The sequence below is a fragment of the Agrobacterium sp. ES01 genome (genome assembly GCF_050320885.1).
Classification (GTDB): Bacteria; Pseudomonadota; Alphaproteobacteria; order Rhizobiales; family Rhizobiaceae; genus Allorhizobium.
Window position 1 is genome coordinate 229,003 of record NZ_JBNQTH010000004.1, and the last position, 26,173, is coordinate 255,175.

At 57.8% G+C, this 26,173-nt stretch carries 24 protein-coding genes; 10 read left to right on the forward strand and 14 right to left on the reverse strand.

The features are described from left to right. Window positions 1-2 precede the first annotated feature (2 nt). The 5 genes from ACQQ2Q_RS14000 to uxaC form a co-directional block, all read right to left on the reverse strand. The gene (locus ACQQ2Q_RS14000; protein WP_428187713.1) at window positions 3-326 is read right to left on the reverse strand and encodes a cupin domain-containing protein; all 324 of its coding nucleotides are present in this window, start codon (window positions 324-326) and stop codon (window positions 3-5) included. 9 nt (window positions 327-335) lie between these two features. Beyond that, on the reverse strand, window positions 336-1,616 hold the full coding sequence (locus ACQQ2Q_RS14005) for a TRAP transporter large permease (protein ID WP_428187714.1): 1,281 nt from the start codon (window positions 1,614-1,616) through the stop codon (window positions 336-338). A 1-nt stretch (window position 1,617) separates the two neighbouring features. Beyond that, the gene (locus ACQQ2Q_RS14010) at window positions 1,618-2,127 is read right to left on the reverse strand and encodes a TRAP transporter small permease (RefSeq protein ID WP_428187715.1); all 510 of its coding nucleotides are present in this window, start codon (window positions 2,125-2,127) and stop codon (window positions 1,618-1,620) included. A 70-nt stretch (window positions 2,128-2,197) separates the two neighbouring features. Further along, window positions 2,198-3,133 carry a TRAP transporter substrate-binding protein gene (locus ACQQ2Q_RS14015; protein WP_428187985.1) on the reverse strand — a complete coding sequence of 312 codons (936 nt, stop codon included), beginning with the start codon at window positions 3,131-3,133 and terminating at the stop codon, window positions 2,198-2,200. 85 nt (window positions 3,134-3,218) lie between these two features. Continuing rightward, window positions 3,219-4,625 carry a glucuronate isomerase gene (gene uxaC / locus ACQQ2Q_RS14020; protein WP_428187716.1) on the reverse strand — a complete coding sequence of 469 codons (1,407 nt, stop codon included), beginning with the start codon at window positions 4,623-4,625 and terminating at the stop codon, window positions 3,219-3,221. A 98-nt stretch (window positions 4,626-4,723) separates the two neighbouring features. Between uxaC and ACQQ2Q_RS14025 the strand changes: the two genes are divergently transcribed. Both ACQQ2Q_RS14025 and ACQQ2Q_RS14030 read left to right on the forward strand, forming a co-directional pair. Further along, on the forward strand, window positions 4,724-5,434 hold the full coding sequence (locus tag ACQQ2Q_RS14025) for a GntR family transcriptional regulator (RefSeq protein WP_428187717.1): 711 nt from the start codon (window positions 4,724-4,726) through the stop codon (window positions 5,432-5,434). After that, window positions 5,431-6,336 carry a sugar kinase gene (locus ACQQ2Q_RS14030; RefSeq protein WP_428187718.1) on the forward strand — a complete coding sequence of 302 codons (906 nt, stop codon included), beginning with the start codon at window positions 5,431-5,433 and terminating at the stop codon, window positions 6,334-6,336. Before ACQQ2Q_RS14025 ends, ACQQ2Q_RS14030 begins: the two co-directional genes overlap by 4 nt. 12 nt (window positions 6,337-6,348) lie before the next feature. Here the strand turns inward: ACQQ2Q_RS14030 and ACQQ2Q_RS14035 are convergent, their stop codons facing one another. The 7 genes from ACQQ2Q_RS14035 to ACQQ2Q_RS14065 form a co-directional block, all read right to left on the reverse strand. Beyond that, window positions 6,349-7,011, reverse strand: a complete 663-nt coding sequence (locus ACQQ2Q_RS14035; RefSeq protein WP_428187719.1) for a TetR/AcrR family transcriptional regulator — start codon at window positions 7,009-7,011, stop codon at window positions 6,349-6,351. Between the two features lie 5 nt (window positions 7,012-7,016). Continuing rightward, window positions 7,017-8,687, reverse strand: coding sequence for an amidohydrolase (locus tag ACQQ2Q_RS14040; RefSeq protein ID WP_428187720.1), 1,671 nt, complete (start codon window positions 8,685-8,687; stop codon window positions 7,017-7,019). A gap of 27 nt (window positions 8,688-8,714) precedes the next feature. Continuing rightward, window positions 8,715-9,899: a serine hydrolase domain-containing protein gene (locus ACQQ2Q_RS14045; protein ID WP_428187721.1), complete on the reverse strand. Its 1,185-nt coding sequence runs from the start codon at window positions 9,897-9,899 to the stop codon at window positions 8,715-8,717. A 74-nt stretch (window positions 9,900-9,973) separates the two neighbouring features. After that, on the reverse strand, window positions 9,974-11,008 hold the full coding sequence (locus ACQQ2Q_RS14050; RefSeq protein ID WP_428187722.1) for an extracellular solute-binding protein: 1,035 nt from the start codon (window positions 11,006-11,008) through the stop codon (window positions 9,974-9,976). Window positions 11,009-11,049: 41 nt separating this feature from the next. Beyond that, on the reverse strand, window positions 11,050-11,853 hold the full coding sequence (locus ACQQ2Q_RS14055; RefSeq protein ID WP_428187723.1) for an ABC transporter permease: 804 nt from the start codon (window positions 11,851-11,853) through the stop codon (window positions 11,050-11,052). Next, window positions 11,846-12,769: an ABC transporter permease gene (locus ACQQ2Q_RS14060; protein ID WP_428187724.1), complete on the reverse strand. Its 924-nt coding sequence runs from the start codon at window positions 12,767-12,769 to the stop codon at window positions 11,846-11,848. Before ACQQ2Q_RS14060 ends, ACQQ2Q_RS14055 begins: the two co-directional genes overlap by 8 nt. A gap of 2 nt (window positions 12,770-12,771) precedes the next feature. Further along, window positions 12,772-13,869, reverse strand: coding sequence for an ABC transporter ATP-binding protein (locus ACQQ2Q_RS14065; RefSeq protein WP_428187725.1), 1,098 nt, complete (start codon window positions 13,867-13,869; stop codon window positions 12,772-12,774). A gap of 415 nt (window positions 13,870-14,284) precedes the next feature. On the opposite strand from ACQQ2Q_RS14065, the gene ACQQ2Q_RS14070 reads away from it, so the two are divergent. From ACQQ2Q_RS14070 to ACQQ2Q_RS14100, 7 genes are all read left to right on the forward strand, one after another. Beyond that, window positions 14,285-15,700, forward strand: a complete 1,416-nt coding sequence (locus tag ACQQ2Q_RS14070; protein ID WP_428187726.1) for an amidase — start codon at window positions 14,285-14,287, stop codon at window positions 15,698-15,700. A 183-nt stretch (window positions 15,701-15,883) separates the two neighbouring features. Next, window positions 15,884-16,936, forward strand: a complete 1,053-nt coding sequence (locus ACQQ2Q_RS14075; protein ID WP_428187727.1) for a dipeptidase — start codon at window positions 15,884-15,886, stop codon at window positions 16,934-16,936. A gap of 49 nt (window positions 16,937-16,985) precedes the next feature. After that, a complete protein-coding gene (locus ACQQ2Q_RS14080) occupies window positions 16,986-18,626 on the forward strand; it encodes an ABC transporter substrate-binding protein (protein ID WP_428187728.1) in 1,641 nt (546 codons plus the stop codon). A gap of 81 nt (window positions 18,627-18,707) precedes the next feature. Continuing rightward, complete coding sequence (locus tag ACQQ2Q_RS14085; protein WP_428187986.1) at window positions 18,708-19,712, forward strand: ABC transporter permease; 1,005 nt, start codon at window positions 18,708-18,710, stop codon at window positions 19,710-19,712. Beyond that, a complete protein-coding gene (locus ACQQ2Q_RS14090) occupies window positions 19,709-20,638 on the forward strand; it encodes an ABC transporter permease (protein ID WP_428187729.1) in 930 nt (309 codons plus the stop codon). The genes ACQQ2Q_RS14085 and ACQQ2Q_RS14090 overlap by 4 nt, the downstream gene beginning before the upstream one ends. Next, window positions 20,635-21,468, forward strand: a complete 834-nt coding sequence (locus tag ACQQ2Q_RS14095; protein ID WP_428187730.1) for an ABC transporter ATP-binding protein — start codon at window positions 20,635-20,637, stop codon at window positions 21,466-21,468. The genes ACQQ2Q_RS14090 and ACQQ2Q_RS14095 overlap by 4 nt, the downstream gene beginning before the upstream one ends. Further along, window positions 21,465-22,214 (forward strand): ABC transporter ATP-binding protein, encoded by a 750-nt coding sequence (locus tag ACQQ2Q_RS14100; RefSeq protein WP_428187731.1) that lies wholly within the window; start codon window positions 21,465-21,467, stop codon window positions 22,212-22,214. Before ACQQ2Q_RS14095 ends, ACQQ2Q_RS14100 begins: the two co-directional genes overlap by 4 nt. Window positions 22,215-22,217: 3 nt before the next feature. Here the strand turns inward: ACQQ2Q_RS14100 and ACQQ2Q_RS14105 are convergent, their stop codons facing one another. Next, on the reverse strand, window positions 22,218-23,393 hold the full coding sequence (locus ACQQ2Q_RS14105; protein WP_428187732.1) for an alpha-D-ribose 1-methylphosphonate 5-triphosphate diphosphatase: 1,176 nt from the start codon (window positions 23,391-23,393) through the stop codon (window positions 22,218-22,220). A 94-nt stretch (window positions 23,394-23,487) separates the two neighbouring features. Then, entirely contained in the window at window positions 23,488-24,483 is a 996-nt protein-coding gene (locus tag ACQQ2Q_RS14110) for a P1 family peptidase (RefSeq protein WP_428187733.1), read from the reverse strand. A 660-nt stretch (window positions 24,484-25,143) separates the two neighbouring features. Here ACQQ2Q_RS14110 and ACQQ2Q_RS14115 point away from each other — a divergent pair. Beyond that, a complete protein-coding gene (locus ACQQ2Q_RS14115) occupies window positions 25,144-26,100 on the forward strand; it encodes a TAXI family TRAP transporter solute-binding subunit (RefSeq protein ID WP_428187734.1) in 957 nt (318 codons plus the stop codon). The last annotated feature ends 73 nt before the right edge of the window (window positions 26,101-26,173 follow it).

Sequence of the window (26,173 nt, forward strand, 5' to 3'; positions counted from 1 at the left end):
TTTTATAGAAAATCGTCGCGGCGGGGCGTAAAGCAATCGACAAGCGTGCCGCCCTCCAGCGCCCTGCAGCCGTGCACTACATTGGAGGGGATGACGAAGCTGTCTCCGGCTCTCACCACCGTCTTTTCGTCGCCAACCGTGAATTCAAATGTGCCGGATTGCACATAAGTCGACTGCACATGGGGATGATTGTGGAGGGCGCCGACGCCCCCCGTGTCGAAGTGGAATTCCACCACCATCAGCTCCGGGCTGTCGGCGACCACCTTTCGTGTGACGCCTTCGCCGGTGATGACGGTTGGAAAGGATTTCACGATGGTGTCAGACATGAGAACGCCTCAATGGAACAGTTTCGGCAGCCACAGCGACAGTGCCGGAATGTATGTAACCAGCAGCAGTGTCATGACGGCGGCACCATAGAAAGGCCAGATGGATTGCATGGCCTGCCAGATCGGTATGCGCCCGACGGCGCAGCCGACAAAGAGCACCGCTCCCACCGGGGGTGTGCAGAGGCCGATCCCCAGATTGAGGATCAGGATCACGCCGAAATGAACCGGGTCCACACCGAAGGCCGTTGCGACCGGCAGGAAGATCGGCGTGGTGATGACGATGAGCGGCGACATGTCCATGAATGTGCCGAGGATCAAAAGAACCACGTTCAAAAGCAACAGGATCACGATCGGATTGTCGGAGACGCCACGCAGCAGTTCGACCATGGATGCCGGCACCCGCAAATAGGCGAGAAGCCAGCCGAAGGACGCGGCGCAACCGATGACCATCAGCACCATGGCTGTTGTTCGCACGGCCGCAAAGGTCGCTTCGACGAAGTCCTTCCATGACAGCGTGCGGTAGACGAGGATGGTGACCAACAGCGCGTAGACCACGGCAATGTTGGAGGATTCCGAAGCGGTGAAGACGCCGGAGCGCACGCCGCCGAAAATGATGGCGATCAGAATGAGACCCGGCACGGCATTAAGGAAAAGACCACCCATCCGGCTCCAGCCGGGAAAGGCTTCCGTTGGGTAGCCTCGTCTGGTTGCAACAAACCAGGCGGCGACCATCAGCGAGACGGCCAATAGAAAGCCTGGAATGATGCCGGCGGTGAAGAGGTCGGCGATGGAGATCTTTCCGCCGGCAGAGATCGAATAGATGATCATGTTGTGCGACGGTGGGATCATCAGGGCAATGATGGAGCCGACGACTGTGATGTTGACGGCATAATCGACGCCGTAGCCGCGTTCCTTCATTTGCGGAACCATCAGTCCGCCGACGGCGGAAGCATCGGCGGCTGCCGAGCCAGAGACGCCACCAAACATGACGGATGCCATGATGTTGACCTGGCCAAGGCCGCCACGCAGGTGGCCCACCATCGCGCCCGCAAGCGCCACGAGGCGGCGGGCGATATCGCCACGAACCATCAGGTCACCGGCATAGATGAAGAAGGGGATCGCCATCAATGCGAAGACCGAGACGCCTGAGTTCAACCGCTGAAACACCACGACCGGCGGAAGACCCAGATAGAGGATCGTCGCGAAGCTCGAAACGCCGAGGCAGAATGCAACGGGAGTGCCAATCAGCAGAAGAAAGACAAAGGAGCCAAAGAGAACATAGAGTTCCATATCAATCCTCAAGCTCTGTTTCGCCAAAGCGCGCGGTCGGCAGACCAGCGGCGCGGCGGATAATACGTTCAATGGAGAAAAGCACGACGAGAACGCCGCCGGCGACCAAAGGAATGAAATCGAAGGCGCCGGATATGCCAAGGCTCGGGATCGTGTTGCCGGCTGTTTTCTGCGCCAGTTCAGTTCCGTAATAGATCATGCCGCCGCCAAAACAGCCAACGAACACATCTGATATCGAGTGCAGAAAATCCTTGCCGCGATCTGGCAACAGGTAGAGGAAGACGTCGAAGGACAGGTGGTAGCCTTCGCGCGTGCCCACCGCTGCGCCCAGAAAGATGAACCAGCCCATGATCATGACTGAAGCCGGTTCGCTCCAGATCAGGCTGTCGTTCAAAACATAGCGAAAAAAGACCTGAGCGGCGATGAAAACGGTCATCAGGACCAGACCGATGCCCGCCGTCCAAAGCGCGGCGCGGGCCAGAATGCTGGTCATGCGCGCAATGAATATCATTTTACTCTGCAAGGAAAACGCTCCACGACAAGGGATGGCCTGCGGCTGGTGCCGCAGGCCTGAGTGACGATTACTTGGTTTCCTGAATACGCTTGACCATGTCCTTCAGCTTGTCGGACGTGACGTATTTGTCATAGACAGGCTTCATGGCGTCGATGAAGGGCTGCTTGTCGATATTGGTGACAACCTTGACGCCGGAGGCCTCGACCTTGGCTTCAGAGGCTTTTTCCTGCTTCTGCCAGAGATCGCGCATGTAAGGCACGGATTCCTTGGCGGCTTCCTTTACGGCCTTCTGGTCTTCCTCAGACAAACCGTCCCAGGTCTTCTTCGACATGACCAGAACTTCCGGCACGATCAGGTGCTCATCGAGCGTGTAGTATTTGGCAACTTCGAAGTGGCCGGAGCTGTCATAAGACGGCCAGTTGTTCTCAGCACCGTCGATAACGCCGGTCTGGATCGAGGAATAGACTTCGCCGTAAGGCATGGGTGTCGCATTGGCACCGAGTGCCGAGACCATGTCGACGAACATGTCGGACTGCATGACGCGGAACTTCATGCCCTTCAGGTCGGCCATCGAATTGATCGGCTTTTCCGAGTTGTAGAAACTGCGCGAACCGCCATCAAAGAAAGCCAGGCCGATCAGATCGTGATCAGCGAAGGCGGCCAGAATTTCATCGCCAATCGGTCCGTCCATGACCTTGTGCATGTGATCGACCGAGCGGAAGATATAGGGCAGGGAGGGAACCTGGGTTTCCTCGATGATATTGTTGAACGGACCAAGCGAGACGCGGTCGAGGTCGATCACGCCGAACTGGGTCTGCTCTATGGAATCCTTCTCTTCGCCCAGCTGCGCGGAATGGAAGACCTCGATGCCGAGACGGCCATTGGTCTTTTCTTCCAGAAGCTTGCCCATGTGCTTGACGGCTTCCACTGTCGGGTAGCCATCCGGATGGGTGTCAGACGAACGCAGAACGCGGTCTGCTGCCTGCGCTGCCATTGATGTCATTACCACTGCTGCTGTTGCCAGCAGCGCAATTCCCAATTTCTTCAATCCTGTCATTTTCCACTCCTCCCAGAGAAAAAGGCTGTCCTCACAGCCTGTAGGCTTGCTTGGCAAGCCGATAGGCGAGGTCACCAGCGACCTCGTCTGCGTCTGCCCGGTCCAGCCGCCCATCGGCGACCAGCGTGGCGAGATAGGAACAATCCACGCGGCGCGACACATCGTGGCGAGCGGGGATTGAGCAAAAGGCGCGGGTGTCATCGTTGAACCCGACTGTATTGTAGAAGCCTGCCGTTTCCGTGGTCGCTTCCCGGTAGCGGCGCATGCCCTCGGTGCTATCGAAGAACCACCAGGCGGGGCCAAGCTTCAGCGCCGGATAGGCGCCGGCCAATGGCGCCAATTCGCGCGAATAGCTGGTCTCGTCGAGCGTGAAGACGATCACGGTCAGGTCCGGACGCATGCCGACGGCGTCGAGCAGCGGCTTTAACGCATGCACGTAGTCGGTCCGCGTGGGTATATCAAAGCCCTTGTCGCGGCCATGGCGGGCGAAGACTTCGGCGGAATGGTTGCGGAACGAGCCCGGATGGATCTGCAGGACCAGACCATCCTCCAGGCTCATCTTCGCCATTTCGGTGAGCATCTGGCCGCGGAAGGCATCGGCTTCGTCTGCTGAGCACTTGCCCGCAAGCGCTTTTTCAAAGAGGGCTGCCGCGTCCTGGTTCGACAGGTTTTCCGTGCGCGCTGTTGCATGGCCATGGTCAGAGCTGGTCGCACCATGGGATTTGAAGAAGTTGCGACGCTTGCGGTGGGCTTCGAGATAGCCCGACCATGTGGTGGCGTCGGTGCCGGCAAGGTCGCCCAGGCGCTCGACATTTTCGGCAAAGCCTTCGAATTCCGGATCAACCACCGCATCCGGGCGATAAGCCGTGACAACCTTTCCCTTCCAGCCGGATTGCTGGATCATCTTGTGCCAACGCAGATCATCCAGCGCGCTTTCGGTTGTGGAGATTGCCTCGATGTTGAAGCGCTCGAAAAGCGCGCGCGGTCTAAATTCCGGTTTCTGCAGGCAGTCGGCAATGTGGTCGTAATGATGATCCGCATTCTTGGCCGAAAGCGGATCGGTGAGGCCGAACAGCTTTTCGAACGAATGATCGATCCAGAGCCGGCTGGGTGTGCCACGGAACAAAAAATAGTTTTCGGCGAACAGACGCCAGATCTTGCGTCCGTCTGTTTCAATCGGGCCGTCGTCAATGCGCGGAACGCCCAGATCTGCCAGGTCGATACCCTGGGAGCAGAGCATGCGGAAGACGTAGTGATCCGGTGTGACGAACAACTGGGCCGGATCGGGAAAAGCTTCGTTCTCTGCAAACCAGCGCGGATCGGTATGTCCGTGCGGGCTGATGATCGGGAGATCTTTCACACGCTCATAGAGTTCACGCGCAATGCCACGAGCCTGCGATTCAATCGGGAATAACCGATTTTCGTCCAGCATTCTCATGGCCTCCCCGCCAGGCACGCTTTATGGTGCCGAAAGATTGTAATTGATCTACTGGTCATCTAATATGTTAGTATGCAGGACGAGTCAACGGAGGCGTTATGGGTGAAGAAATGCAGCTGCGCGTTGTGGATTTCGCGCGGGCGCCGTCCGTTACAGATCAGGTTTTTGACCAGCTTTATCATCAGGTGGTGGAGCTTGTTCTGCCTCCCGGTACAAAGCTGTCGGAGGTGGAAGTGGCCAAACAGATGGGCGTTTCACGACAGCCTGTCCGCGATTCCTTCTATCGTCTATCGCAGCTCGGCTTTCTGTTGATCCGGCCACAGCGCGCAACCGTCGTCACCCATATCTCTGAGGAAGACGTGATGCAGGCGCGTTTCATCCGCACGGCGCTTGAAATGGAAACGGTGCGGGCTGCATCCGGTCGGCTGACATCCGCCGAGATGGATGAGCTCGACGACCTGATTCGTCAGCAGCAGAGCGCCATTGACGATGGCAACCGAGTTTTGTTTCACAGCCTCGATGACGATTTTCACAAGCGCATCTGCGATATGTCCGGCAACCATTTTGCCTGGGCGCTCATCCGCGACAGCAAGGCGCATATGGACCGTGTCCGCTATCTCAGCCTGTCATTCGGTGCCCAAAGCGCTCTTGACGATCACGTCAGGATCATGGAGGCGTTACGGAACCAAAACGGCCATGTCGCGGCTGCCACCATGCGCGAACATCTCTACAGGATTCAGACCATTATCGGACGCATTCGCGAAAGCCACCCGTCCTATTTTTCAGAAGGTGAAAAGTCATTTCCATGAGTAAGCGTATTGTGTCGATCGGCGAATGCATGGTCGAGTTGGCGTTGCGCGCGGATGGCGCCTATGACCGGAACTTCGCTGGCGACAGTTTTAACAGTGCCTGGTATCTCCGTCATATTCTCCCAGAGGCCGATAAGGTCGACTATTTTACAGCGGTTGGTGAGGACACTGTCTCCTCCCAGATGCTCAGCTTCATGGAAACCTCGGGTGTTGGCACAGGCTATATTCGCCGCGTCTCCTCCCGCACCGTCGGCCTTTACATGATCGAGCTTGCCAATGGCGAGCGCAGCTTTTCCTATTGGCGCGACAGTTCGGCTGCAAAGCTTCTGGCCGAGGACAGGGCCGCTCTCGAAGCCGCCGTGGCTGGTCGCGATCTGGTGATTTTTTCAGGGATCACGCTTGCTATCCTTTCACCGGTACATCGCAATGTGCTGCTCGACGTTTTGGCCGGCGCGCGCGCGAACGGAACCGTTATCGCCTTCGACCCGAATATGCGCCTTCGCCTCTGGGCGACCAAGCGGGACATGACCGATGCGGTGACACACGCATCCAAAGTGGCCGATATCGTGCTGCCGTCCTTTGATGAAGAGCAGGCGGGTTTTGGCGATCTGACCGTGACGGATACGCTTCGTCGCTATCGCGAAAATGGCGCGGGCACCGTGATCGTCAAGAATGGCGGCGGGTTGCTGGTCGCTGAAGACGCAAAAGAAGGTCTTGTCGAGTTTCAGCCCGTTGCTGCGTCGCAAGTGGTCGATACCACAGCTGCGGGCGACAGTTTCAATGCCGGTTTCCTGGCAGCAAGGCTGGGTGGAGCGACGCTTTTGACCGCGCTTGAGCAGGGGGCTGCCCTTGCCGGGAAGGTCATCCAGCAACGTGGGGCGCTCGTCGATGTCGGTCAGTAAAAACCGGACGGTTCAGTTGGCCGGCGCGTCGGTTAGGTGCTTGAAATAGGCCTGGGTGGCCATGATCAGCGCATCCAGGCTTTCATTGGCCACGTCTTCATCGTGAAGAGCAAACGTCTGCAGGATCAGTCCATCGATACCGATCAGGATGAAACGGGCAAGCGCCTTTGCAATCTTCTCGTGCTGTGCTTTCGGTAGCATCTTGTCGTCGAGAACAAGACGACTGTAGAAGTCGATATAGGCGCCATATTGCCGCTCGGCCAGCCATCCCGATCCGCGGGTTCTAAGCGCATAGAGTGTCAACTCGATCTGGGCGATCTGCCGATTGCGGGTGCGGCCTATATAATACCAGATCAACCTGTAAAGCGACGCGATGCGCTCGTTGGGGTCCGCGCTGAGAGGTTCGGTCTCGTAGCTGTTTGTCATGTCAGCAATCATGTCTTCCAGCACCGCCAGGAGAATGGCTTCCTTGCTGTCGAAATAGTAGTGCAAGGTGGCGAGGCGCACATCGGCACTGGCCGCGATCTTGCGCGTTGTCAGCGCTTCGATGCCATCGTCTTCCAGAGCCTCGCGTGCGCCAAGAATAATGCGGGCGCGTGTTTCAGCGCCCTTTTTCGTGTTTCCGACTGCCGGAGCTGTCGTTGGCGCGCGTGCCGATGTTGCCTCTTCACTCATTCGTATCAGCTTGCTTTGTAGGTGATGCGACCATCGCATATGGTCATCACGGGTGTCATATCTGCAACCCTGTTGGGGGCGGCGGCCTCGATATCCCCTGAAAGAACGACGACATCGGCGAGATAGCCCGGTTTCAATTTTCCTTTGGTGTGTTCCATAAATTCTACCCAGGCACCTTCAGCTGTATAGGCATAAAGCGCTTCTTCCAGCGTCATGCGCTGATCGGTCAGGCCTTCCTTCCATGGCTTGCGGGTAAGGGCATCCTGCATGCATTCGAAGGGGTTGACCGGCGAGACCGGCCAGTCGGAGGCAAAGACCATGCGAGCGCCGGCATCTTTCAATGTGCGCCAGGCATAGGCATATTCCCAGCGATCCTCGCCAATCCGTTCCGTTGTCGGTTCCGGCGGGAAGCAGGAGCCGCCGGGATAATGAACCGGCTGCACGGAGGCAACGACTCCCATCTGCTGGAATCGACTGATGTCAGCGGGATGGATCAGCTCGATATGCTCCACGCGGTGGCGGCTGTCCCGTGAGCCGTTTGCCTTGATGGCTGCCTCATAACCGTCGAGGGTCTGGCGCACGGCCGCACTGCCGATCGCGTGAACGGCAATCTGCAGGCCGAGTGCATCGGCCCTGGTGGCAATGGCATTGAAGGCTTCCGGCGTAAACAGCGGTTCATAGCAATAGTCGGGGCGGTCGCCATAACCGTCGAGCATGTAGGCGGTCTGGCTGTCGAGAACACCGTCCATGAACACCTTGACGAAGTCGCCGCGAACCATGTCGGACGCATAGGTCTTTTTCCACTCGGCAGCTTCGTCGAGCTTTTCCAGATCCATGAAGTTCTTCATATGGAACGGGATGCGGATCCGCACCGGCAATTCGCCCGCCTGTTCAAGATCATGCATGATCTTCAGCTGGTGGTGATTACCATCGAAATTCTGGATTGAGGTAATGCCTTCTGACGCGCAATATTCGAGGCCGCGCTTCAGGATGGCGCGATCGAGCGCATATTGTTCTGGCGTCAGATTTTCCGGATCCATGCCCGTCAGCATGCCCAGTTCCTCGCGGCCGCCGGTCGATGCAAGCGCTGCCACAGGACCGAAGGCGTTGCCCTCGCGCAACTCGCCATTGGCCAGACCGTCTTCGCCCATGACGATTTCATTGCCGACACCAACATCGCGTCCGCCCAGAATGCCGGCTGCCTCCAATGCTGCGGTATTGGCCCAGGCGGTATGGTGATCGGGTGCGAACATCATGAAAGGGCGGTCGGCCAAGATGGCATCGAGATGGTGGCGGGTGACCTTTTCCTGTCCGCCCAAAAGTGTGTAGTCGGCGGAAAAACCGACGAGAAGCGGTTCGTCAGGATTTGCCTTGGCATAATCCTGGATCGCTGACTTCAATTGGTCGAAGCCATGCACGTGGTGCAGGTTGAGCTGTGTGAGCGACACTGCGCCTGGAAAAATGTGCATATGGGCTTCGTTGATGCCGGGCAGAACGGTTGCGCCTCCTGCATCGATGATCTGGGTGGTATCAGACGATAGAGCCTTGATCTCGTCATTGCTGCCGACGGCGAGGATCTTGTTGCCAGCAAGGGCAACAGCGTCCGCCTTTGGCTGGTCTTCGTCCATGGTGAGGACCTTGGCGTTGACGATGATGATGTCTGCGTGTTGTGCCATGTGCATGTTCCCGTAAAATGCCGGCTGTCAGATTGTGGCGTTGCTGACCGCCCGGAAGAAGGCGAAATTGTCTTGTTTGAGTTCGTCGTCGAGCGGATTTGGCTGCGATGACAGTTTCACGATGACTGTCTGCGAGGACGGATCGACATAGAGCCATTGGCCATGAATGCCGATGGCACAAAAAGCGCCGTCCGCTTCGCCTGACTGATACCATTGGCTTCGATAGCGCCCGTTCGGCAGGAAAGTCGGCTTTGCCTGCCGCCAGGCCTCCGCGTCTCCCGCCTTGCGCATGTCGAGGATCCATTCAGCGGGTATGACCTGTTGGCCTGTGATAGCTGAGACGCCATCATCCAGAAGCAATTGCCCGACCCGGGCTAGATCGCGTGCGGTGACACAGACGCCGCCAGCCGCTCTGGCCGTTCCAGCACCGTCGACGCTGATGAAGGCATGATTGCGCGCGCCGAGCGGTTTCCAAAGGAGTTCGGAAAAGAGATCTGCATAGCGTTTGCCGGATGCCCGCTCGATCAGGAGACCGAGCAGATCGGAATTGGGGGATGCATAGAAGAAGCGACCGCCATGGGGGCGATCGGCTTTCTTCATGCTCATTAGGAACTCCTGCAACGTTTCCGTTGCCAGGCCTGTTTCAGCGGGGTTCCACAAAGTAGAGCGGCGATAACGGGCAAAGGCGCCGGTCTTGTCCAGATAGGCTTCCTCGAAATCGAGGCTCACGCGCATGTCCAGAACATCACGCACACTGCAATCGGCATAGGCTGAGTTTTTTGCCTCAGGCAGATAATCGGCGACGGGGCAGGCGGGGTCTACGACACCTTGAGCCTCCAATATTCCACAAAGAATGGCCGTCAGCGATTTGGATATTGAAAAGACAATGTGTTTCTCATTGACGTCGGCATGCGGCGCATAGTGTTCGGCGACGATCCGCCCGGATTTCATCAAGACGAAGGCATCGGTATGGGCATAATCGAGAAAGGCACGCGGCGTTGCTGCTTCGGCAAGACCGGTTTGGAGTGGTTCATCCAGAAAGGGGGAGGACGTGAGCTCTGTTTCCCCCACTTCCTGCATGCAGGAAATTGCGGATGTCGGGACCATCTCGCGAAAGTTCTGAAAAGACCATTGGCTGAAAGGATGGCTGCGCCAATTGGAGATGTTCACATCCCCCCTCTCAAAGCCGAAGCGTGTTTTGAAATCTGTCATGATGGCCGCGCAAATATGCTGCGGGAGGGCGTAGATGCCCTCCCGCTCGCTGTTTGTGGAATGGTCGGGGCCGATTACTTCTGCAGTTCGGTCCAGATCTTTGTGTAGAGTTCCTGAACCTGAGGTTCGCAGCTCGTGAGAAACTCGCCAGCGTCCTTGTATTCGTCGGGAACATTCAATTCGGGTGCATCGCGCATTTCTGCCGGCATGAATTCTGCGGAGCCCTTGATGCCGTTCGAATATTTCGCGAAGTCCGAAATAAGCGCCGCGTTTTCCGGTGCCATGATGAAATTCATGAACAGCTTGGCATTTTCAACGTTCTTGGCGTCCTTGAGGATGGCAACGCTATCCATGAAATATGGGAAGCCTTCCTTGGGGTAGCCGAACTTGATGTCCGGGTTCTTCTCGCGCGAGCGCATGATCGCGCCATTCCAATAGTAGACGGCGTCATATTCACCGGTTGGCAGTTTCTCGGTGACGCTGTAGTCCATGGCGAGCCACTTTGTCTTCGCTTCGACCAGCTTGTCGCGAACCTTGCGCAGCAGGTCCTTGTCCACCGTGCACCAGTCGCCGCCGAGATATTTGATCGTGGCGAAGAGAACGTCGTTCATCTCAGGCGCTACGTTGATCTTGCCCACGAGTTCTTCAGGCGGGTCGAGGAAGATTGCCGACGTGTTGATGTCACCCTTGTAGACGGATGTGTTGACGCCGATACCGGTGAGACCCCACTGCCAGGGAACCGTGTAGTGACGACCTGGATCCCAGGCGACGTCGACCCAGCGCTCGTCAACGTTTTTGAAGTTTTCCATCTGGTCAGGGCGGGCTTCAAGCAGCAGGCCTTCTTTCACCCAGATCGGAACGTAGTTGGCAGAAGGCACGACGATGTCGAAGCCGCTGCCGCCGGCACGAACCTTGGACAGTGCCGTGTCGTTCGAGTCGTAGTCCGTGACGGTGACCTTGACGTCGAATTCCTTCTCGAACTTCTTGATCAACTCGGGATTGGTATAGTCACCCCAGTTGAAGATGTTCAGGTCGCCGGCTGCCAAGGCATTTCCAGCAAATCCCATGGCGATGATCGCCGCGGTTGCCGTTGTTGTCATCCATTTCATTGTCATTCTCCGTTCCCTCTGTTGTTCAGATTTGGATCTCGTTATTGCTTTCGCCTATTGATGAAAAACAGCAGCACCACGAGCAAGACCGAGAGCGCCAGGAAGACTGTGGCTATGGCGTTGATCTCCGGAGTTGTCTCGCGTCTCAGCTGTCCCAGCATATAGGTCGGCAATGTGTCTTGCCCGCCTGATTTGACGAATTCCGTGATGACCACGTCGTCCAGTGAGGTGACGAAGGCCAGCATGAAACCCGCAATCATGGCCGGACGCAGCAAAGGCAGTGTAACGCGTCTGAAAGCTGCCCAAGGCGTTGCGTAAAGGTCTGCGGCGGCGCGCTCCAGCGTCAGGTCCATGCTTTCCAGTCGCGCCCGGATGGGCAGATAGGCAAATGGAATACAGAATGCTGTATGCGCAAGTACCAGGTAGCCAAGACCGGAATAGCCCGTCCAGACCTTGATGCGTGAAAAGACGATCAGCAGGGCCACGGCTGTGACGATTTCCGGCACCATCAGCGGCTGGTTGATGATCGCATATTTGAATGTGAGGCCGCGATAGGGCCCGGTGCGGGTTGTCGCCAAGGCTGCCATGGTCGCGGCCGCAGTGGCCAGAGCAGCAGCCCAGACCGCGACGATCAGCGAGCGAATTGCTGCATCCTGTACGGCGCTGTTATTCCAGGCGGAAACGAACCAGCGCATTGAAAAGCCGTTCCATTCCGACAGCGATTCCGCTCCATTGAACGAATACACCACCAGGGCGATAATCGGCAGATAGAGCGCAAAGAAGGTGAAAATCGCGATGAAAGCAAAGCCCGGCTGGGTGCGGATGTCGAAGTTTTTCCTACGCATGACCTGCTCCCGAGCGCGAGGCATTTCGCACATAGAACAGCAGTGCAATCGTGACGAGGACCATCAGCGTGATTGAAATGGCAGCGCCCAGCGGCCAGTTGCGACCAGCGCCGAACTGAAGCTCGATCAAGTTGCCCAGCATCATGTTCTTGCCACCGCCCAGGACGCGGGGAATGACATAAGCGCCGAGCGAGGGAATGAACACCAGGATTGAGCCTGCGATCAGGCCCGGTTTGACCAATGGGATTGTGATCCGGCGCAAAACCTGAAGCCGGTTGGCATAGAGGTCATAGCCGGCCTCGATCAGTCGGAAATCAAGCTTCTCGATGGATGCATAAAGCGGGAGGACCATCAGGGGCAGATAGACATAGGTCATGCCGAGCAGATTGGCTGTGTCGGTGTACATGATCTGGAGCGGGCTATCGATCACCCCGAGCCACATCAGCGCATTGTTCAACAGGCCGCCATTGCGGATGATCTGCTGCATCGCGAAGGTGCGGATCAGAAGATTGGTCCAGAACGGGATCGTGACCAGGAAGACCCAGACCTCGCGATTGCTTGGCGGACGTGTCGCGATGAAATAGGCCGTCGGAAAGCCAAGGATCAGTGTCAGGATGGTGGTGAGAAGTGACAGTTTGATCGAGCGCCAGATGATCGAAAGGTGGGCGTCAGCCAAGCCTAGAGTGTCGTCGAAGATGTCGCGCTGGAACAGAACCGATGTCCAGCCATCGAGCGAGAAATGCCCAAACTGCACTTCGCCGTAGTCGCCTTTGAGCATGAACGAATAAAGCAGCATCACGAAGAGCGGACCGACAGCGGCAATCAGGATGATGACAAGCGCGGGCGCGCTCAAAAACCAGCGGTTTCGAATTTCTCTTTTCTGGGCCGCTTCTGCGACTTCCTGGGCACCACTCATGATCAATCCTTCAAGATCTGGGCCGCATTCGGGCCGAGTATGATGGCGATCTTCGTGCCCGGCTTATGAAGCGCCGAACCGCTGCGCATATTCTGCTCGCGCACCACGAATTCAGTGCCGCTGTCGAGCCGGACGTGAAAATGGGTGTCTGTGCCGAAATAGATTGCCTGTTCCAGCACGCCATCGAAGCTGCCGCTGCCGGGTTCGCCAAGGCTTGCATGTTCCGGGCGGATGACGATGGTGACCTTACCTGATGCTTTGCCGCCTTGCGGAAGGCTCGCCTCGATCAAGGCACCATTTTCCAACTTCACATGAGCGGTCGCATCGTTTGAAGACTGGATCTGGCCCTCAATCAGATTGGATTCCCCGATGAAGTCCGCGACAAAGCGATCCGACGGACGGTCGTAGATTTCGCGTGCGGTGCCGACCTGTCGCACTTCGCCATTGGACATGACCGCAATGCGGTCAGACATGGTCAGCGCTTCTTCCTGATCGTGGGTCACGAAGATGAAGGTGATGCCGGTTTCGGACTGAACGCGTTTCAGTTCGATCTGCATTTCCTTGCGCAGCTTGTAGTCGAGCGCCGAGAGCGGCTCGTCGAGCAGCAGAACCTTTGGCTTGGGTGCCAGCGCGCGAGCAAGTGCCACGCGTTGCTGTTGGCCGCCCGATAGCTGGTCGACCTTGCGGTCACGCATCGCGGTCATGTGGACGAGTTCCAGCATCTCTTCGACGCGGGCCTTGATCTCCGCTTTGGGTTTGCCGAGCATTTCCAGGCCGAAGCTGATATTTTGTGCCACTGTCATATGCGGGAAAAGTGCGTAGGACTGGAAGACCGTATTGACCGGACGCTTGAACGGCGGAAGCGTTGCGATGTCTTCGCCATGCAGGCGAATCTCTCCATCTGTCGGAAAATCGAAGCCTGCGATCAGTCGCAGCAATGTCGTCTTGCCGCAGCCGGAGGGGCCCAGCAGTGTGAAAAACTCATTCTCCGCGATATCCAGATCGACGCCGCCAAGAGCGGTGACCTTGAATTCTCCGGCTCCGTAAACGCGGCTTACGCCGCGAATTTCGATTGCCGTTTGTCCCTGATTTACACCCAAGATTTTTCCCCGGTCTTTGTTGTGTTCGGCCACTCAACTGGTCAGTCATTCACACTGGAATTGCTGTTGTCTCCATCAAAACGCAATTACCATGCCACGCACGCATATGACTTTTCGTCTCCGCTGTCATTTTATGCAATTTCAGTAAAAGGAGAATAATTTCAGTATCTTATTCTATGTCTCGTGCACTTGGGTTGTCGTGTTTAAATGTCTCTTTGAACCCATGTTGCCTCATAATTGGTCGTTTGACCATTTTTTATTTTCGCTCTCGGCAAATTAGCGCATCATCAGCCAAACATGCAGGTTCAGTGGCGTTATGCGCTTGACGAAAAGCGATGAGGATCTTCAACTTGTATCAGATTTTTCAGCACTTGCGAGCGACGCGGCCCGCGTTCATCCAATCGGGAATTGCAGCGTGACAGACCTGACAACACTTAATGCCGGACAGTTGTCCGCCGATATTCATGCGGGAAAGCTCTCCTGCACCACGGTCATGAAGGCTTATCTGGCGCGGATTGCCGCGATCAATCCCGGGATCAATGCCATTGTCAGCCTCCGGAGCGAAACCGAGTTAATGGAGGAGGCGCGCGACCGCGACGGGGAACTGGATGCTGGCAAGTCACGGGGCTGGATGCATGGCTTTCCGGTCGCGATCAAGGATCTGAGCGAGGCCAAAGGCATCCGCTGCACCTATGGATCGCCGCTGTTTAAGGATTATGTGCCGGATTTCGATGATATCCACGTCGAGCGCATCAAGGCGGCCGGGGCAATCGTGATCGGCAAGACCAACACACCGGAATGGGGTTTCGGCTCGCATTCCTACAATCCGATCTTTGGTGTCACGCGTAACCCCTATGACGTCAGCAAGAGTGCTGGCGGATCGTCCGGCGGTGCCGGTGCAGCACTTGCAGCACGACTGGTTCCTGTGGCCGATGGCTCGGATATGATGGGGTCGCTTCGCAATCCTGCCGCCTTCAACAACGTCGTCGGCTTTCGACCAAGTTTCGGGCGGGTTCCTTCAGGGCCAGGGGCTGAACTGTTTCTCGGTCAGTTGGCGACCGCTGGTCCCATGGGTCGCAGCGTGTCCGATGTTGCGCGGCTTTTGCAAACGCAGGCGGGCTATGATCGGCGCGATCCACTGTCGCTGCCGCTGGAAGCATTCGATCTCGATAAACCTCTGCGCAGAGGCGGACGCGTTGCCTGGCTCGGCGATTTCGGCGGCTATCTGCCGTTTGAGCCGGGCGTGCTCGATGTCTGCCGTTCGTCACTTCCGGTGTTCGAAAAGCTCGGCATGAATGTACAAGACGCGTTGCCGGACTTCTCCATGGATCGGCTTTGGTGGGCGTGGATCACGCTTAGAAGCTGGCTCACGGCTGGCAGTCTTCAGGCGCAATATGACAATCCGTCTGAACGTGCACAGATGAAGGCCGAGGTGCATTGGGAAATCAGGACCGGTCTCAAGGTCACAGCGTCCGAAGTTCAAGAGGCATCACGTATCCGCAGTGCGTGGTATGCTGCGCTTCTGTCGCTGTTCGACCGTTATGACGCACTGGTCCTTCCGTCCGCGCAGGTGTTTCCCTTCGATGCGGATATTCCCTGGCCTCGAGAGATCGATGGACGCCACATGGATACCTATCATCGCTGGATGGAGGTGGTGATAGGTCCGAGTATGGTTGGCCTGCCCGTTGCCGCAATGCCGGCTGGCTTTAATCCAGCTGGACTTCCGGCGGGGATCCAGATCATCGGGCCACCCCGAGCCGATGCCCAGGTTCTACGCCTGGCGCGTGCTTACGAAGCGGAAACGGATTGGTTGCAGCATACGCCGTTTTGAGTGTGTCACGACAAAATTGCGCGCTGCCATCGATTTGAGCAGTGCCTTAAATTTGCGCTTGAAACCAAATCTCGTTTGGCTCTAGGCTGGCATCTCGTCTCCAGCGGAGGAGACTTCTCACACGATCAGTGGTGCCGGCGTTCTCGATTATAAAGAACCAGGGTGCTGCTTCAGGAAATGCATATGGAATTGGTATTCGACGGCCACAATGATGTTCTTTTGCGGCTGTGGAGAGGGGAGCAGGGCGGGGGCGACGCCGTTCGCGAGTTCTCGCAAGGTGCCAATCACGGCCATATCGACAAGTTGCGTGCAGCGGAAGGTGGTCTGGCCGGCGGCCTATGTGCCATCTACATTCCTTCGATGAGCGACTTTGCGCTGACGGAGCCGGACGCGCAAGGCCACTATGTGACGCCGCTCGATGCGCCGCTTCATCGCGCGCAGTCCCTCGATATCGCGCTCGATATGGCCTCGATTGCCCTTCGTCTCGCCAGGGCCGGCGCTTGGCGGCTTTGCACGTCAACCGCCGATATCCGTGCCGCCATGGAGGACGGCGTGTTTGCAGCTGTCATGCACATGGAAGGCTGCGAGGCGCTGGACAAGGATTTGTCGACGCTCGACATTTTCTATGCCGCCGGCCTGCGCTCACTCGGACCTGTCTGGAGCCGCAATAACATTTTCGGCCATGGCGTGCCGTTTGCCTATCCCATGTCGCCGGATACCGGCCCGGGTCTGACGGAGGCCGGGTTCGAACTGGTCAAGGCCTGCAACCGTCTCGGTATTCTGGTCGATCTGGCACATATTACCGAAAAAGGCTTCTGGGACGTTGCCAAGACCAGCGACCAACCATTGATCGCCAGTCACTCCAACGCGCATGCGTTGACGCCGGTGGCACGCAACCTCACCGACAAGCAGCTTGATGCAATCCGTGAAAGCCGCGGCCTTGTCGGTCTCAACTATGCCGTCACTATGCTGCGCGCGGATGGTCTGGACAAGGCGCAGACGCCGATCTCCGACATGATCCGCCATATCGACTATCTGGTCGAGCGTGTGGGAATCGATTGTGTGGCGCTTGGCTCCGATTTCGACGGAGCAACAATTCCCGAAGGAATTACAGATGCCAGCGGCAATCAGAATCTGGTTACCGCGCTGCAAGACGCTGGCTACCGTGACGACGACTTAAGGAAGATCTGCCGGGAAAACTGGCTCCGTGTCTTGAGTTCTGCCTGGCACGAATAGTGTGGGCGAACGTAAAGGTCTCAACCAATAAAAAAGGGGAACAAAGACCATGACTATGATGCTCAACAAACGCGTAAAGATGCTTGCAACCAGCGCGGCTCTGGCCGTACTGCTCGCGTCGGCTCCGGCCGCCTTTGCGGAAACACCACAAAATACGCTGGTGATCGCATGGGCCATCGACGACGTGATCACGCTCGATCCGGGCGAAGCCTTCGAGATCACAGCCGGAGAAATTACCGGCAACACCTATAATACGCTGATCAGCCTCAACACCGAGAACACATCCGAGGTTCTGCCGACGATTGCCGAAAGCTGGACGGTGTCGGATGACGGCAAGACCTTTACATTCAAGATCAAGCCCGACCTGAAATTTGCCTCGGGAAATCCGATCACGGCAGAGGATGTGGCTTGGTCTTTCGAGCGCGCCGTCAAGCTCAACAAGAACCCGGCCTTCATTCTGCAGCAGTTCGGCCTGACCGGTGACAATGTTACCGATATGGCCAAGGCCAGCGATCCGATGACCTTCTCTTTCACCACGGACAAGGCCTATGCGCCGAGCTTCGTCTTGAACTGCCTGACGGCTTCCGTTGCCTCCGTGGTGGACAAGACCCTTGTCATGGAACATGTGGAGTCGGTCACACCCAGCGACGAATATAAATTCGACAACGACTTCGGCAATAACTGGCTGAAGACCAATTATGCTGGGTCCGGGCCATTTGCGATCCGCGCATGGCGCGCCAATGAAGTGATCCTGCTGGACCGCAACGACAATTATTTCGGCGATGCGCCAGCTCTGGAGCATGTGATCTATCGCCATATGCCTGAGAGCTCGGGTGAGCGTCTTGCGCTCGAAGCCGGCGACATCGACGTTGCCCGCAAGCTGCAGCCGCAGGATATCGATGCCGTCTCCTCCAATGCCGATATCAAGACGGCATCGGCGGCCAAGGGGACGGTCTACTATTTCAGCCTCAACCAGAAGAACGAAATTCTGGCCAAGCCCGAAGTGCGCGAGGCCATGAAATATCTGGTCGATTACGATGCGCTCAGCACCACGCTGATCAAGTCGATCGGCACGATCCACCAGACTTTCCTGCCATCCGGCATGTTCGGTTCCCTTGACGAGAAACCCTACACATTCGATCCGGCCAAGGCGAAGGAACTGCTTGCCAAGGCAGGCTATCCTGATGGCTTTTCCATCACCATGGATGTGCGCAATACGCCACCGGTCAGCGTTGTCGGTGAGGCGCTTCAGCAGTCCTTCGCAGAAGGTGGCGTCAAGCTCGAGATTATTCCGGGCGACGGCAAGCAGACGCTGACCAAGTACCGTGCCCGCAACCACGACATCTATATCGGTCAGTGGGGCACAGACTACTGGGATCCGAATTCCAATGCCGATACCTTTGCCGCCAACCTCGACAACAGCGACGAGACGATGACAAAGACGCTGGCGTGGCGCAATGCGTGGGATATTCCGGAACTGACCACGAAGACGCAGGCAGCGCTTCTCGAAAAGGATACTGCCAAGCGCAAGGCCATGTATGAAGAGCTGCAGAAGACAGTTCTGGATACCGGCCCCTTCGTCATCATGTGGCAGGAAACGGAAGTCGCGGCCTACCGCGCCAAGGTTTCCGGCTACAAGCTTGGTCCGACATTCGATACCAACTTCCTTGCACCCGTCAGCAAGGAATAGTGGAATCGGAATAGTTCGTTGGCTTCCGTAGAACCCCAAACCGGAGCGCGGCGCATTAGTCGGCGCGCTTCGGCCTATGCCATGCCGGTGCTGGGATTCGTGGTCACGATCGTGACCACTTATCTCGGGCTGCTGGCCGTGACCTTCTTTATCGGTCGCATCATTCCAATCGATCCGGTGCTCGCGATGCTTGGCGACCGAGCGCCGGCCTCTGCCTATGCGCGGGTGCGCGCCGAACTTGGCCTCGATCTGCCGCTCTATCAGCAGTTTTACATCTATGTGAGCAAGGCGCTGACAGGCGATTTTGGAACTTCTGTGCTCACCACTCATCCGGTGATGGAGGATATCCGGCGGGTCTTTCCAGCGACGATCGAGCTTGCCACGCTCGGCACGCTGATTGGCTCCTTCATCGGTGTTCCTCTGGGTGTGCTGGCTGCGGTCAAGCGTGGCAGCCTTGTCGACCAGATCGTCCGTATCATCGGGCTGATCGGCTATTCGGTGCCGATCTTCTGGCTTGGCCTGATCGCTCTGGTGCTGTTTTACGCCCGATTGCACTGGGTCGCCTATCCCGGACGTATCGATATCGTCTACGAATACACCTTCACGCCCAATTCCGGCTTCTACCTTTTCGATGCGCTCTGGCAGGGCGAGTGGGATGTGTTTCGCGATCTGATGCGCCACATCATTCTGCCGGCCGGATTGCTCGGCTATTTCTCGCTTGCCTATATCAGCCGTATGACCCGCAGTTTCATGCTCAACGAGTTGAGCCAGGAATATATCGTGGCAGCGCGCGCCAAGGGCTTGTCGGAAACCCGCATCATATGGTTCCACGCGCTTAGAAACGCGGCGGTGCCGCTGGTGACCGTGATTGCTCTGTCCTATGCGGGTCTACTGGAGGGATCGGTCCTGACCGAAACCATCTTCTCCTGGCCGGGGCTTGGGCTCTACATCACCAACTCGCTGCAGAATGCCGATATGAATGCGGTGCTCGGCGGCACGATCGTGGTGGGCTCTGTGTTCATCGCCATCAACATTTTCACCGACCTTATCTACCGCACACTTGACCCGAGGACGAAGAGCCGATGAGCCCAGTCGCTTCGATCGAAAAACAGGGCCTGCGTGACTGGTTGCTGTCCGACCGTCCGCAGTCGCGACGGCAGGCGAAGCTTGGACGTATCTATGTCATCTGGCGGCAGTTCTCTGCCAACAAGCTTGCCGTTGTCGGCCTTTTCATCCTGCTTGGGCTGATATTCATTGCGGCCTTTGCTGATTTTCTGTCGCCGTTTTCGCCGGTCACCGGTGATCTGAAAAACGCACGTCTGCTTGCGCCCAATGAAACCTATTGGCTTGGCACCGACGGGCAGGGCAGAGACATTCTCTCTCGCCTGATCCATGGGTCGCGACTGACATTGATGGTTGTGGCGCTGGTGGCGATCATTGCCGCGCCGATCGGCCTTCTGGTCGGTACGGTCTCTGGATATGCAGGCGGATGGCTAGATGCGGTGCTGATGCGCATCACCGATATCTTTCTTGCCTTCCCGAAGCTGGTTCTGGCGCTGGCATTGGTGGCAGCGCTTGGTCCCGGCATCGAGAATGCCATTTTGGCCATCGCCGTGACGTCCTGGCCGCCCTATGCCCGTATCGCCCGGGCCGAGACAATGACCTTTCGCAATTCGGACTATATTGCCGCCGTTCGGTTGATGGGGGCATCGCCGCTTCGGATCGTCGTGTCGCATATCATGCCGCTTTGCATCTCCTCGCTGATCGTGCGCGTTACGCTCGACATGGCGGGCATTATTCTGACAGCGGCAGGGCTCGGCTTTCTGGGGCTGGGCGCTCAACCGCCACTTCCCGAATGGGGTGCGATGATTGCCGATGGTCGTCGTTTTATTCTCGACCAGTGGTGGGTGGCTGCTGCTCCGGGCGTTGCCATCCTGATCGTCAGCCTCGGCTTCAACCTTCTGGGCGATGGCCTTCGCGATGCGCTCGATCCGAAGGAGGCCGGCCAATGACGCCGCTTCTGACCGTCGACAATCTGAAGGTCGCCTTTCCGACCCGGACAGGTGTCGTCGAGGCCGTGCGCGGCGTGAGTTTTACGCTTGGCAAGGAACGTTTAGGCATTGTTGGAGAAAGCGGCTCCGGCAAGTCGCAGACCGGGCGTGCGATCATGGGGCTTACGCCGGAACACGCGCGCATCTCCGCCGACAGGCTGCATCTGGGCACAACCGATCTTCTGGCCGCGTCGCCTGGGGAACGTCGTGCACTGCGCGGACGCCAGATTGCCATGATCCTTCAAGACCCGAAATATTCGCTCAATCCGGTGATGAGCATCGGTCGCCAGATCGTCGAGACCTTGAGGACGCATGAGAAGATCGGCAAGCGGCAAGCGCGTGAGCGTGCGCTTGCGATGCTTGAGACCGTGCAGATCCGCGACCCCGAAAGGGTGTTTGATCTATACCCGCACGAGGTCTCCGGCGGCATGGGTCAGCGCGCCATGATCGCCATGATGCTGGTCTGCGGGCCGGAGCTTCTGATCGCCGACGAGCCGACATCGGCGCTCGACGTGACCGTGCAACTTGAAGTGCTGGATGTTCTCGACAAGCTGGTGTCCGAGCGGGGTATGGGTTTGATCTTCATCTCTCATGATCTGCGTCTTGTCTCCTCCTTCTGCGATCGGGTTCTGGTCATGTATGCCGGCCATGTGGTGGAGGAGTTGAAAGCCTCCGACTTGTCGCAAGCCAAGCATCCCTACACGCGCGGACTGTTGAACTGTCTGCCAAGTATCGGCGGCGATCGGCATCCGCTTCCGGTGCTGGAACGTCAGGCGGAGTGGGCCGAATGACCAAAGCCCTTTCTATCCGTGACATGGTTGTGACCTTCGATGAATACCGGGCGCTCGACGAAGTGAGCTTCGATATTGCCACCGGCGAGTCCTTCGGTATCGTCGGCGAATCCGGATCGGGCAAATCGACGCTGCTGCGTGCCGTGACCGGGCTCAATTCTTTCGACAGCGGAACGCTTGAGGTTGACGGTCGTCGTTTCTCGGGGCATCGGCGCGACAAGGAGTTTTTCCGGACCGTACAGATGGTGTTTCAGGATCCTTACGGGTCCTTGCATCCGCGTCAGACGGTCGACCGGTTATTGCTGGAGCCTTTGAAGATCCACGGTTTTGCGGACAGCGAGGTGCGCATTGCGCGGGCGCTGGACGAGGTGGGACTGGGCTCCGGTTTCCGCTTCCGTTATTCGCACCAGCTATCCGGCGGCCAACGCCAGCGCATTGCCGTTGCGCGCGCGCTGATCGTCGAGCCGAAGATCCTGTTGCTGGACGAGCCGACATCGGCGCTCGATGCCTCGATCCAGGCAGAGATCCTCAACCTGCTTGAGCAGGCGCGCAAGGATCGGGGGCTGACCTTCGTCATGGTCAGCCACGATCTGGCGGTGATCAGCCATATGTGCGAGCGGCTGGCGGTCATGCAGCATGGCAAGGTGGTGGAGACGCTGAGTGCCGATGCTCTGCCGCGCCGCGAATTTGCAACCGATTATACGCGGGAATTGATGATCGCCAGCGAGGGCTTCAAACGGGTCTGAGCGTCAGGCCACTCTCAGCCCCTCGCGCCAGATCATCTTTGGGAAGGGATGTCCTTCGAAGAGGCCGATATGCACGAGATCGGCCCGGCGACCTTCAACGATCTCACCGCGGTCCATCAGGCCTGCCGCCTCTGCCGGGGCCTTGGCCACCATTCGGATCGCGGCCGGCAGGTCTTCGGTGAATGCGCCGCTTTCGGCAATCACGAAGGCGGCGTCCAGCATGGAGCGTGGCACATAGTCGGAGGCAAGGATGTCGAGCAGGCCTTCCGCCATCAGGGTCTTCATCGCGACATTGCCGGATTGCGACTGGCCGCGCAGGATATTGGGCGCACCGCCCACAGTGACCATGCCACGAAGCCTCGCTTCGCGGGCGGCCTCCAGTGAACAGGGAAATTCGGAAATGGCGACGCCTTCATCTGCGGCCAGATCGACATGGGCAATGTCGGTATCGTCGTGGCTGAGCAATGGCAGTCCGCGTGCCTTGGCCATGGCGACGATCAGCGGGCGGACCTTTCGACCGATCTCGCTTTTCTCGTCGACCATTTTCATGACCTGCTCGCGTGTCGTCTCCACGCTCTGGCGACGAATGTCGGCAAGCCTGTCGATATAGCCGTCAATGTCGCGGGTCTGCCGAATGCCTGGCAGATGCTCCATCACCGAGGCGATTCTCACCAGGTCATTATCGAGCACCTCCGCCATCAGTTGCGGTGTCCTCTCGTCGATGACTTCGCAACGAAGGTGGACGAAATGCTGCGCCCTGAGCATGCCGCCGGCGGTGGCCCGCTCCAGCGCGTCGATCATCGGTTTCAGGATTTCGGAACGGTAGCTGTCGCTTTCCGCATTGCCGACCGCAAGACTGTCGAACACGGTGGTCACGCCACCGCCGATAATCTGCGCATCGTGGGCGAGGGCTGCGCGGACATAATCCCAGCGAACGTGAAAGCGCGGGAAAATGTGCTTTTCAAAATGGTCGGTATGAATGTCGACGAGACCGGGGATGAGGTGATCGCCACCGAGATCGAGCGCGCCCGCAGGGACCTTGTCGCCGGTTTTCTCGATTGCCTCGATCGCGCCGCCGCGAACAACGACACTTCCGTGTTCCATGCGATCTGCAAGCACGATCCTCGCATTGGCAAGCACCAGCGGGTCGCTGGCGCTGATCAGATCTTGTCCCGTCATTCCTCGTCCTTTACGCCGGTGCTCTCAATTCGCGATGATATCATGCAGGCAGATAGCGCCGGTTGATGTCAGTTCCATGTCGACGATCGCTACTTCAGGCGAAGCGGTCGCGCCATGCCGGTTGGGCGGCGTCATTGGGAAGGGCCGTCGCCTCGAAGACTCCGCGGGCAATGGCGCGGGCCATGACGATCGTGGAGAGATGGCAGAGTTCCATGAATTCCGCGGCATCGGCAAGAGCGCGCTTTCCGGTTGCTGCGGAGAAAACAGTGTCGCCATCTGCCGGCAGGTGCGCGGGCAGAATTGCGCGCGCAAGTCCGTCATGGGCCATGATCGACAGTCGATGCGTTTGCGCCTTGGTGAGGACTGCATCCGTGACGACTGCGCCAATTGTGGTCGCCGTGATATCGACGCCCTTGGCCCGTAGGGCGATGTCGGACGGTGAGACTTTATTCGGTTGGCCGCGCCCACCGAATTCGCTCTCCTGCTCAAAAGGTGCCGACCAGAAATGCGGCCCCTCGCCAACGGTGGGTGAGCCCATGGCGTTGACGGCGACGATCGCCGCGATGCGGGTTCCGCGGGTGGTGCATGCGCTCGCCGACCCAAGTCCGCCCTTGACCGTTGCCGTCGTGGCGCCGGTTCCAGCGCCCACAGTTCCCAACGCAAATGTGCCCTTGGTCGCTGCCTTGAAGGCATCATAGCCCATGTCGCGATAAGGGGATTGCAGGCCCCAGTCCTTGTCACCGCCATTCAGCAGATCCATCAGGATTGCCTGCGGGACGATCGGCACGCGCACGGGGCCGACCGGATAGCCGCGACCGATTTCGCGCAGGCCTGCCTGGACCCCGCCTGCTGCATCCAGCCCGAAAGCCGAGCCTCCGGAGAGGACGAAGGCATCGACCTGTTCAACGGTCATTGCCGGATCCAGAAGTGCCGTTTCGCGCCCGCCCGGTGCGCCGCCAAGGACGGAGCCGGATGCGGTCGCCGGCTCATCGAATACGATTACCGTGACGCCGGAACCAAGCGCGAGATCGGTGGCATGGCCGACAGATAGGCAGTCGATGTCGGTTATGAGATTGAGCATACGGGTCATGGCGCCTCTTTCGTCAAATGTCGGCTGGGACCCTAGCGTGATTCTTTGCCCAGAACATAAATGAGAGAGGCCTGGGCAATAAATCAACTGGAATGGCCCGGACTACAGGCGATCCGTCGCCAGCCGGTGCATTTGGAATCCGTCGACTGACACGTGGAACCGCGAGCCTCGAAGCCTGAAGTAAATAACTGTTGGGCGCTATTGCGCATTATTTGAGCATTACAGTGTAGTGATGAATGTTCGGGCTTTTTTGCTTGCGGAACGTAGCAAATCACTCTAGCGTCCCTGGCGGATCAGGAGATGCGGCGGGCTTTTCTATTTCCGGCGTTTTGTGAACGATGTTCTGCGACACGCAGGCGCGATCGCGGTGCCGAATTGTTGCGGGCGGCGATTAGCGTCGCGCGACTGGCCGTGGACGCTGCCAACACCGGGCGCAAGTCGTTTCTTGCTGCTCTGAGGTGTATCGGTTGAGGAACATATGAACTTCTGGGCCAAGCTTTAAGGCAGGTATTAGACCAACGTCGCATGGCCTGAAGGCGTGTCGATGGAACTTGGCACAATTTGCACCTTTCATTGTATTCACAATTGGTTTTTATTGCTTCTTGTCACAAAGAGGTGGGCTTCGTGGGAGCGGACCGCACCGACAAGAGGAGGAATTCCATGACCCGATTTTTCGGACGCGCGGCCTTTGCCGCCATCACCGTCAGCAGCCTTGCGCTCGCGCCATTGGCTGCCAAGGCTGATGAGTTCATCAATGTTCTGACGGGCGGTACATCCGGCGTCTATTATCCGCTCGGCGCCGCACTCTCCAAGATTTACGGTGAGAAGATCGAGGGTGTTCGCACCCAGGTCCAGTCCACCAAGGCATCGGTCGAGAACCTCAACCTTCTGCAGCAGGGCAAGGGCGAGATCGGTTTTGCACTGGGCGATAGCGTCAAGCTTGCCTGGGAAGGCGATACCGAAGCGGGCTTCAAGGGACCGCTGGACAAATTGCGCGGCATTGCTGCGATCTATCCGAACTATATCCAGATCGTCGCTTCCAAGGAATCGGGTATTACCTCTCTCGATCAGCTGAAAGGCAAGAGCGTTTCCGTCGGTGCGCCGAAGTCCGGCACGGAGCTCAACGCCCGCAAGATTTTCGAGACTGCCGGAATGAGCTATGAGGATCTTGCCAAGACCGAATATCTGCCATTTGCGGAATCGGTGGAACTGATCAAGAATCGTCAGCTCGATGCCACACTGCAGTCTGCTGGTCTTGGCGTCGCTTCCATCAAGGATCTGGCGACATCCGTCGACATCCAGGTGGTTTCGGTGCCTGAAGAAATCGCCACCAAACTCGGTGCTCCCTATATTGCCGCCACCATTCCAGCTGGAACCTATCAGGGCCAGGATGCGGATGTTCCAACCGTGGCTGTCGTCAACTTCCTCGTTTCCAGCACGAATGTCTCTGATGATCTCGCCTATGAGATGACCAAGCAGCTGTTTGAAAACCTGCCGGAGATGGAAGCCGCTCACAAGGCTGCTGCGCAGATCAAGCTTGAGAATGCCATCAAGGGCATGCCCGTACCGCTGCATCCGGGTGCTGAGCGCTACTACAAGGAAAAGGGCCTCCTCTAAGGATGTCCGATCAGGCCCGGCTCTTGCCGGGCCTTTTTCGACCCGGTCCGTCTTCTTCGGTCGGGTGATGAAT

Bases quoted from the DNA above. Each gene is read 5' to 3' on its own strand.
- ACQQ2Q_RS14055 (WP_428187723.1), bottom strand. From the start codon at position 11,853: ATGCGTAGGAAAAACTTCGACATCCGCACCCAGCCGGGCTTTGCTTTC.
- ACQQ2Q_RS14050 (WP_428187722.1), bottom strand. From the start codon at position 11,008: ATGAAATGGATGACAACAACGGCAACCGCGGCGATCATCGCCATGGGA.
- ACQQ2Q_RS14045 (WP_428187721.1), bottom strand. From the start codon at position 9,899: ATGACAGATTTCAAAACACGCTTCGGCTTTGAGAGGGGGGATGTGAAC.
- ACQQ2Q_RS14080 (WP_428187728.1), top strand. From the start codon at position 16,986: ATGACTATGATGCTCAACAAACGCGTAAAGATGCTTGCAACCAGCGCG.
- ACQQ2Q_RS14040 (WP_428187720.1), bottom strand. From the start codon at position 8,687: ATGGCACAACACGCAGACATCATCATCGTCAACGCCAAGGTCCTCACC.
- ACQQ2Q_RS14010 (WP_428187715.1), bottom strand. From the start codon at position 2,127: ATGATATTCATTGCGCGCATGACCAGCATTCTGGCCCGCGCCGCGCTT.
- ACQQ2Q_RS14115 (WP_428187734.1), top strand. From the start codon at position 25,144: ATGACCCGATTTTTCGGACGCGCGGCCTTTGCCGCCATCACCGTCAGC.
- ACQQ2Q_RS14095 (WP_428187730.1), top strand. From the start codon at position 20,635: ATGACGCCGCTTCTGACCGTCGACAATCTGAAGGTCGCCTTTCCGACC.
- ACQQ2Q_RS14105 (WP_428187732.1), bottom strand. From the start codon at position 23,393: ATGACGGGACAAGATCTGATCAGCGCCAGCGACCCGCTGGTGCTTGCC.
- ACQQ2Q_RS14085 (WP_428187986.1), top strand. From the start codon at position 18,708: ATGCCGGTGCTGGGATTCGTGGTCACGATCGTGACCACTTATCTCGGG.
- ACQQ2Q_RS14035 (WP_428187719.1), bottom strand. From the start codon at position 7,011: ATGAGTGAAGAGGCAACATCGGCACGCGCGCCAACGACAGCTCCGGCA.
- ACQQ2Q_RS14000 (WP_428187713.1), bottom strand. From the start codon at position 326: ATGTCTGACACCATCGTGAAATCCTTTCCAACCGTCATCACCGGCGAA.
- uxaC (WP_428187716.1), bottom strand. From the start codon at position 4,625: ATGAGAATGCTGGACGAAAATCGGTTATTCCCGATTGAATCGCAGGCT.
- ACQQ2Q_RS14015 (WP_428187985.1), bottom strand. From the start codon at position 3,133: ATGACATCAATGGCAGCGCAGGCAGCAGACCGCGTTCTGCGTTCGTCT.
- ACQQ2Q_RS14030 (WP_428187718.1), top strand. From the start codon at position 5,431: ATGAGTAAGCGTATTGTGTCGATCGGCGAATGCATGGTCGAGTTGGCG.
- ACQQ2Q_RS14090 (WP_428187729.1), top strand. From the start codon at position 19,709: ATGAGCCCAGTCGCTTCGATCGAAAAACAGGGCCTGCGTGACTGGTTG.
- ACQQ2Q_RS14075 (WP_428187727.1), top strand. From the start codon at position 15,884: ATGGAATTGGTATTCGACGGCCACAATGATGTTCTTTTGCGGCTGTGG.
- ACQQ2Q_RS14060 (WP_428187724.1), bottom strand. From the start codon at position 12,769: ATGAGTGGTGCCCAGGAAGTCGCAGAAGCGGCCCAGAAAAGAGAAATT.
- ACQQ2Q_RS14005 (WP_428187714.1), bottom strand. From the start codon at position 1,616: ATGGAACTCTATGTTCTCTTTGGCTCCTTTGTCTTTCTTCTGCTGATT.
- ACQQ2Q_RS14025 (WP_428187717.1), top strand. From the start codon at position 4,724: ATGGGTGAAGAAATGCAGCTGCGCGTTGTGGATTTCGCGCGGGCGCCG.
- ACQQ2Q_RS14100 (WP_428187731.1), top strand. From the start codon at position 21,465: ATGACCAAAGCCCTTTCTATCCGTGACATGGTTGTGACCTTCGATGAA.
- ACQQ2Q_RS14110 (WP_428187733.1), bottom strand. From the start codon at position 24,483: ATGACCCGTATGCTCAATCTCATAACCGACATCGACTGCCTATCTGTC.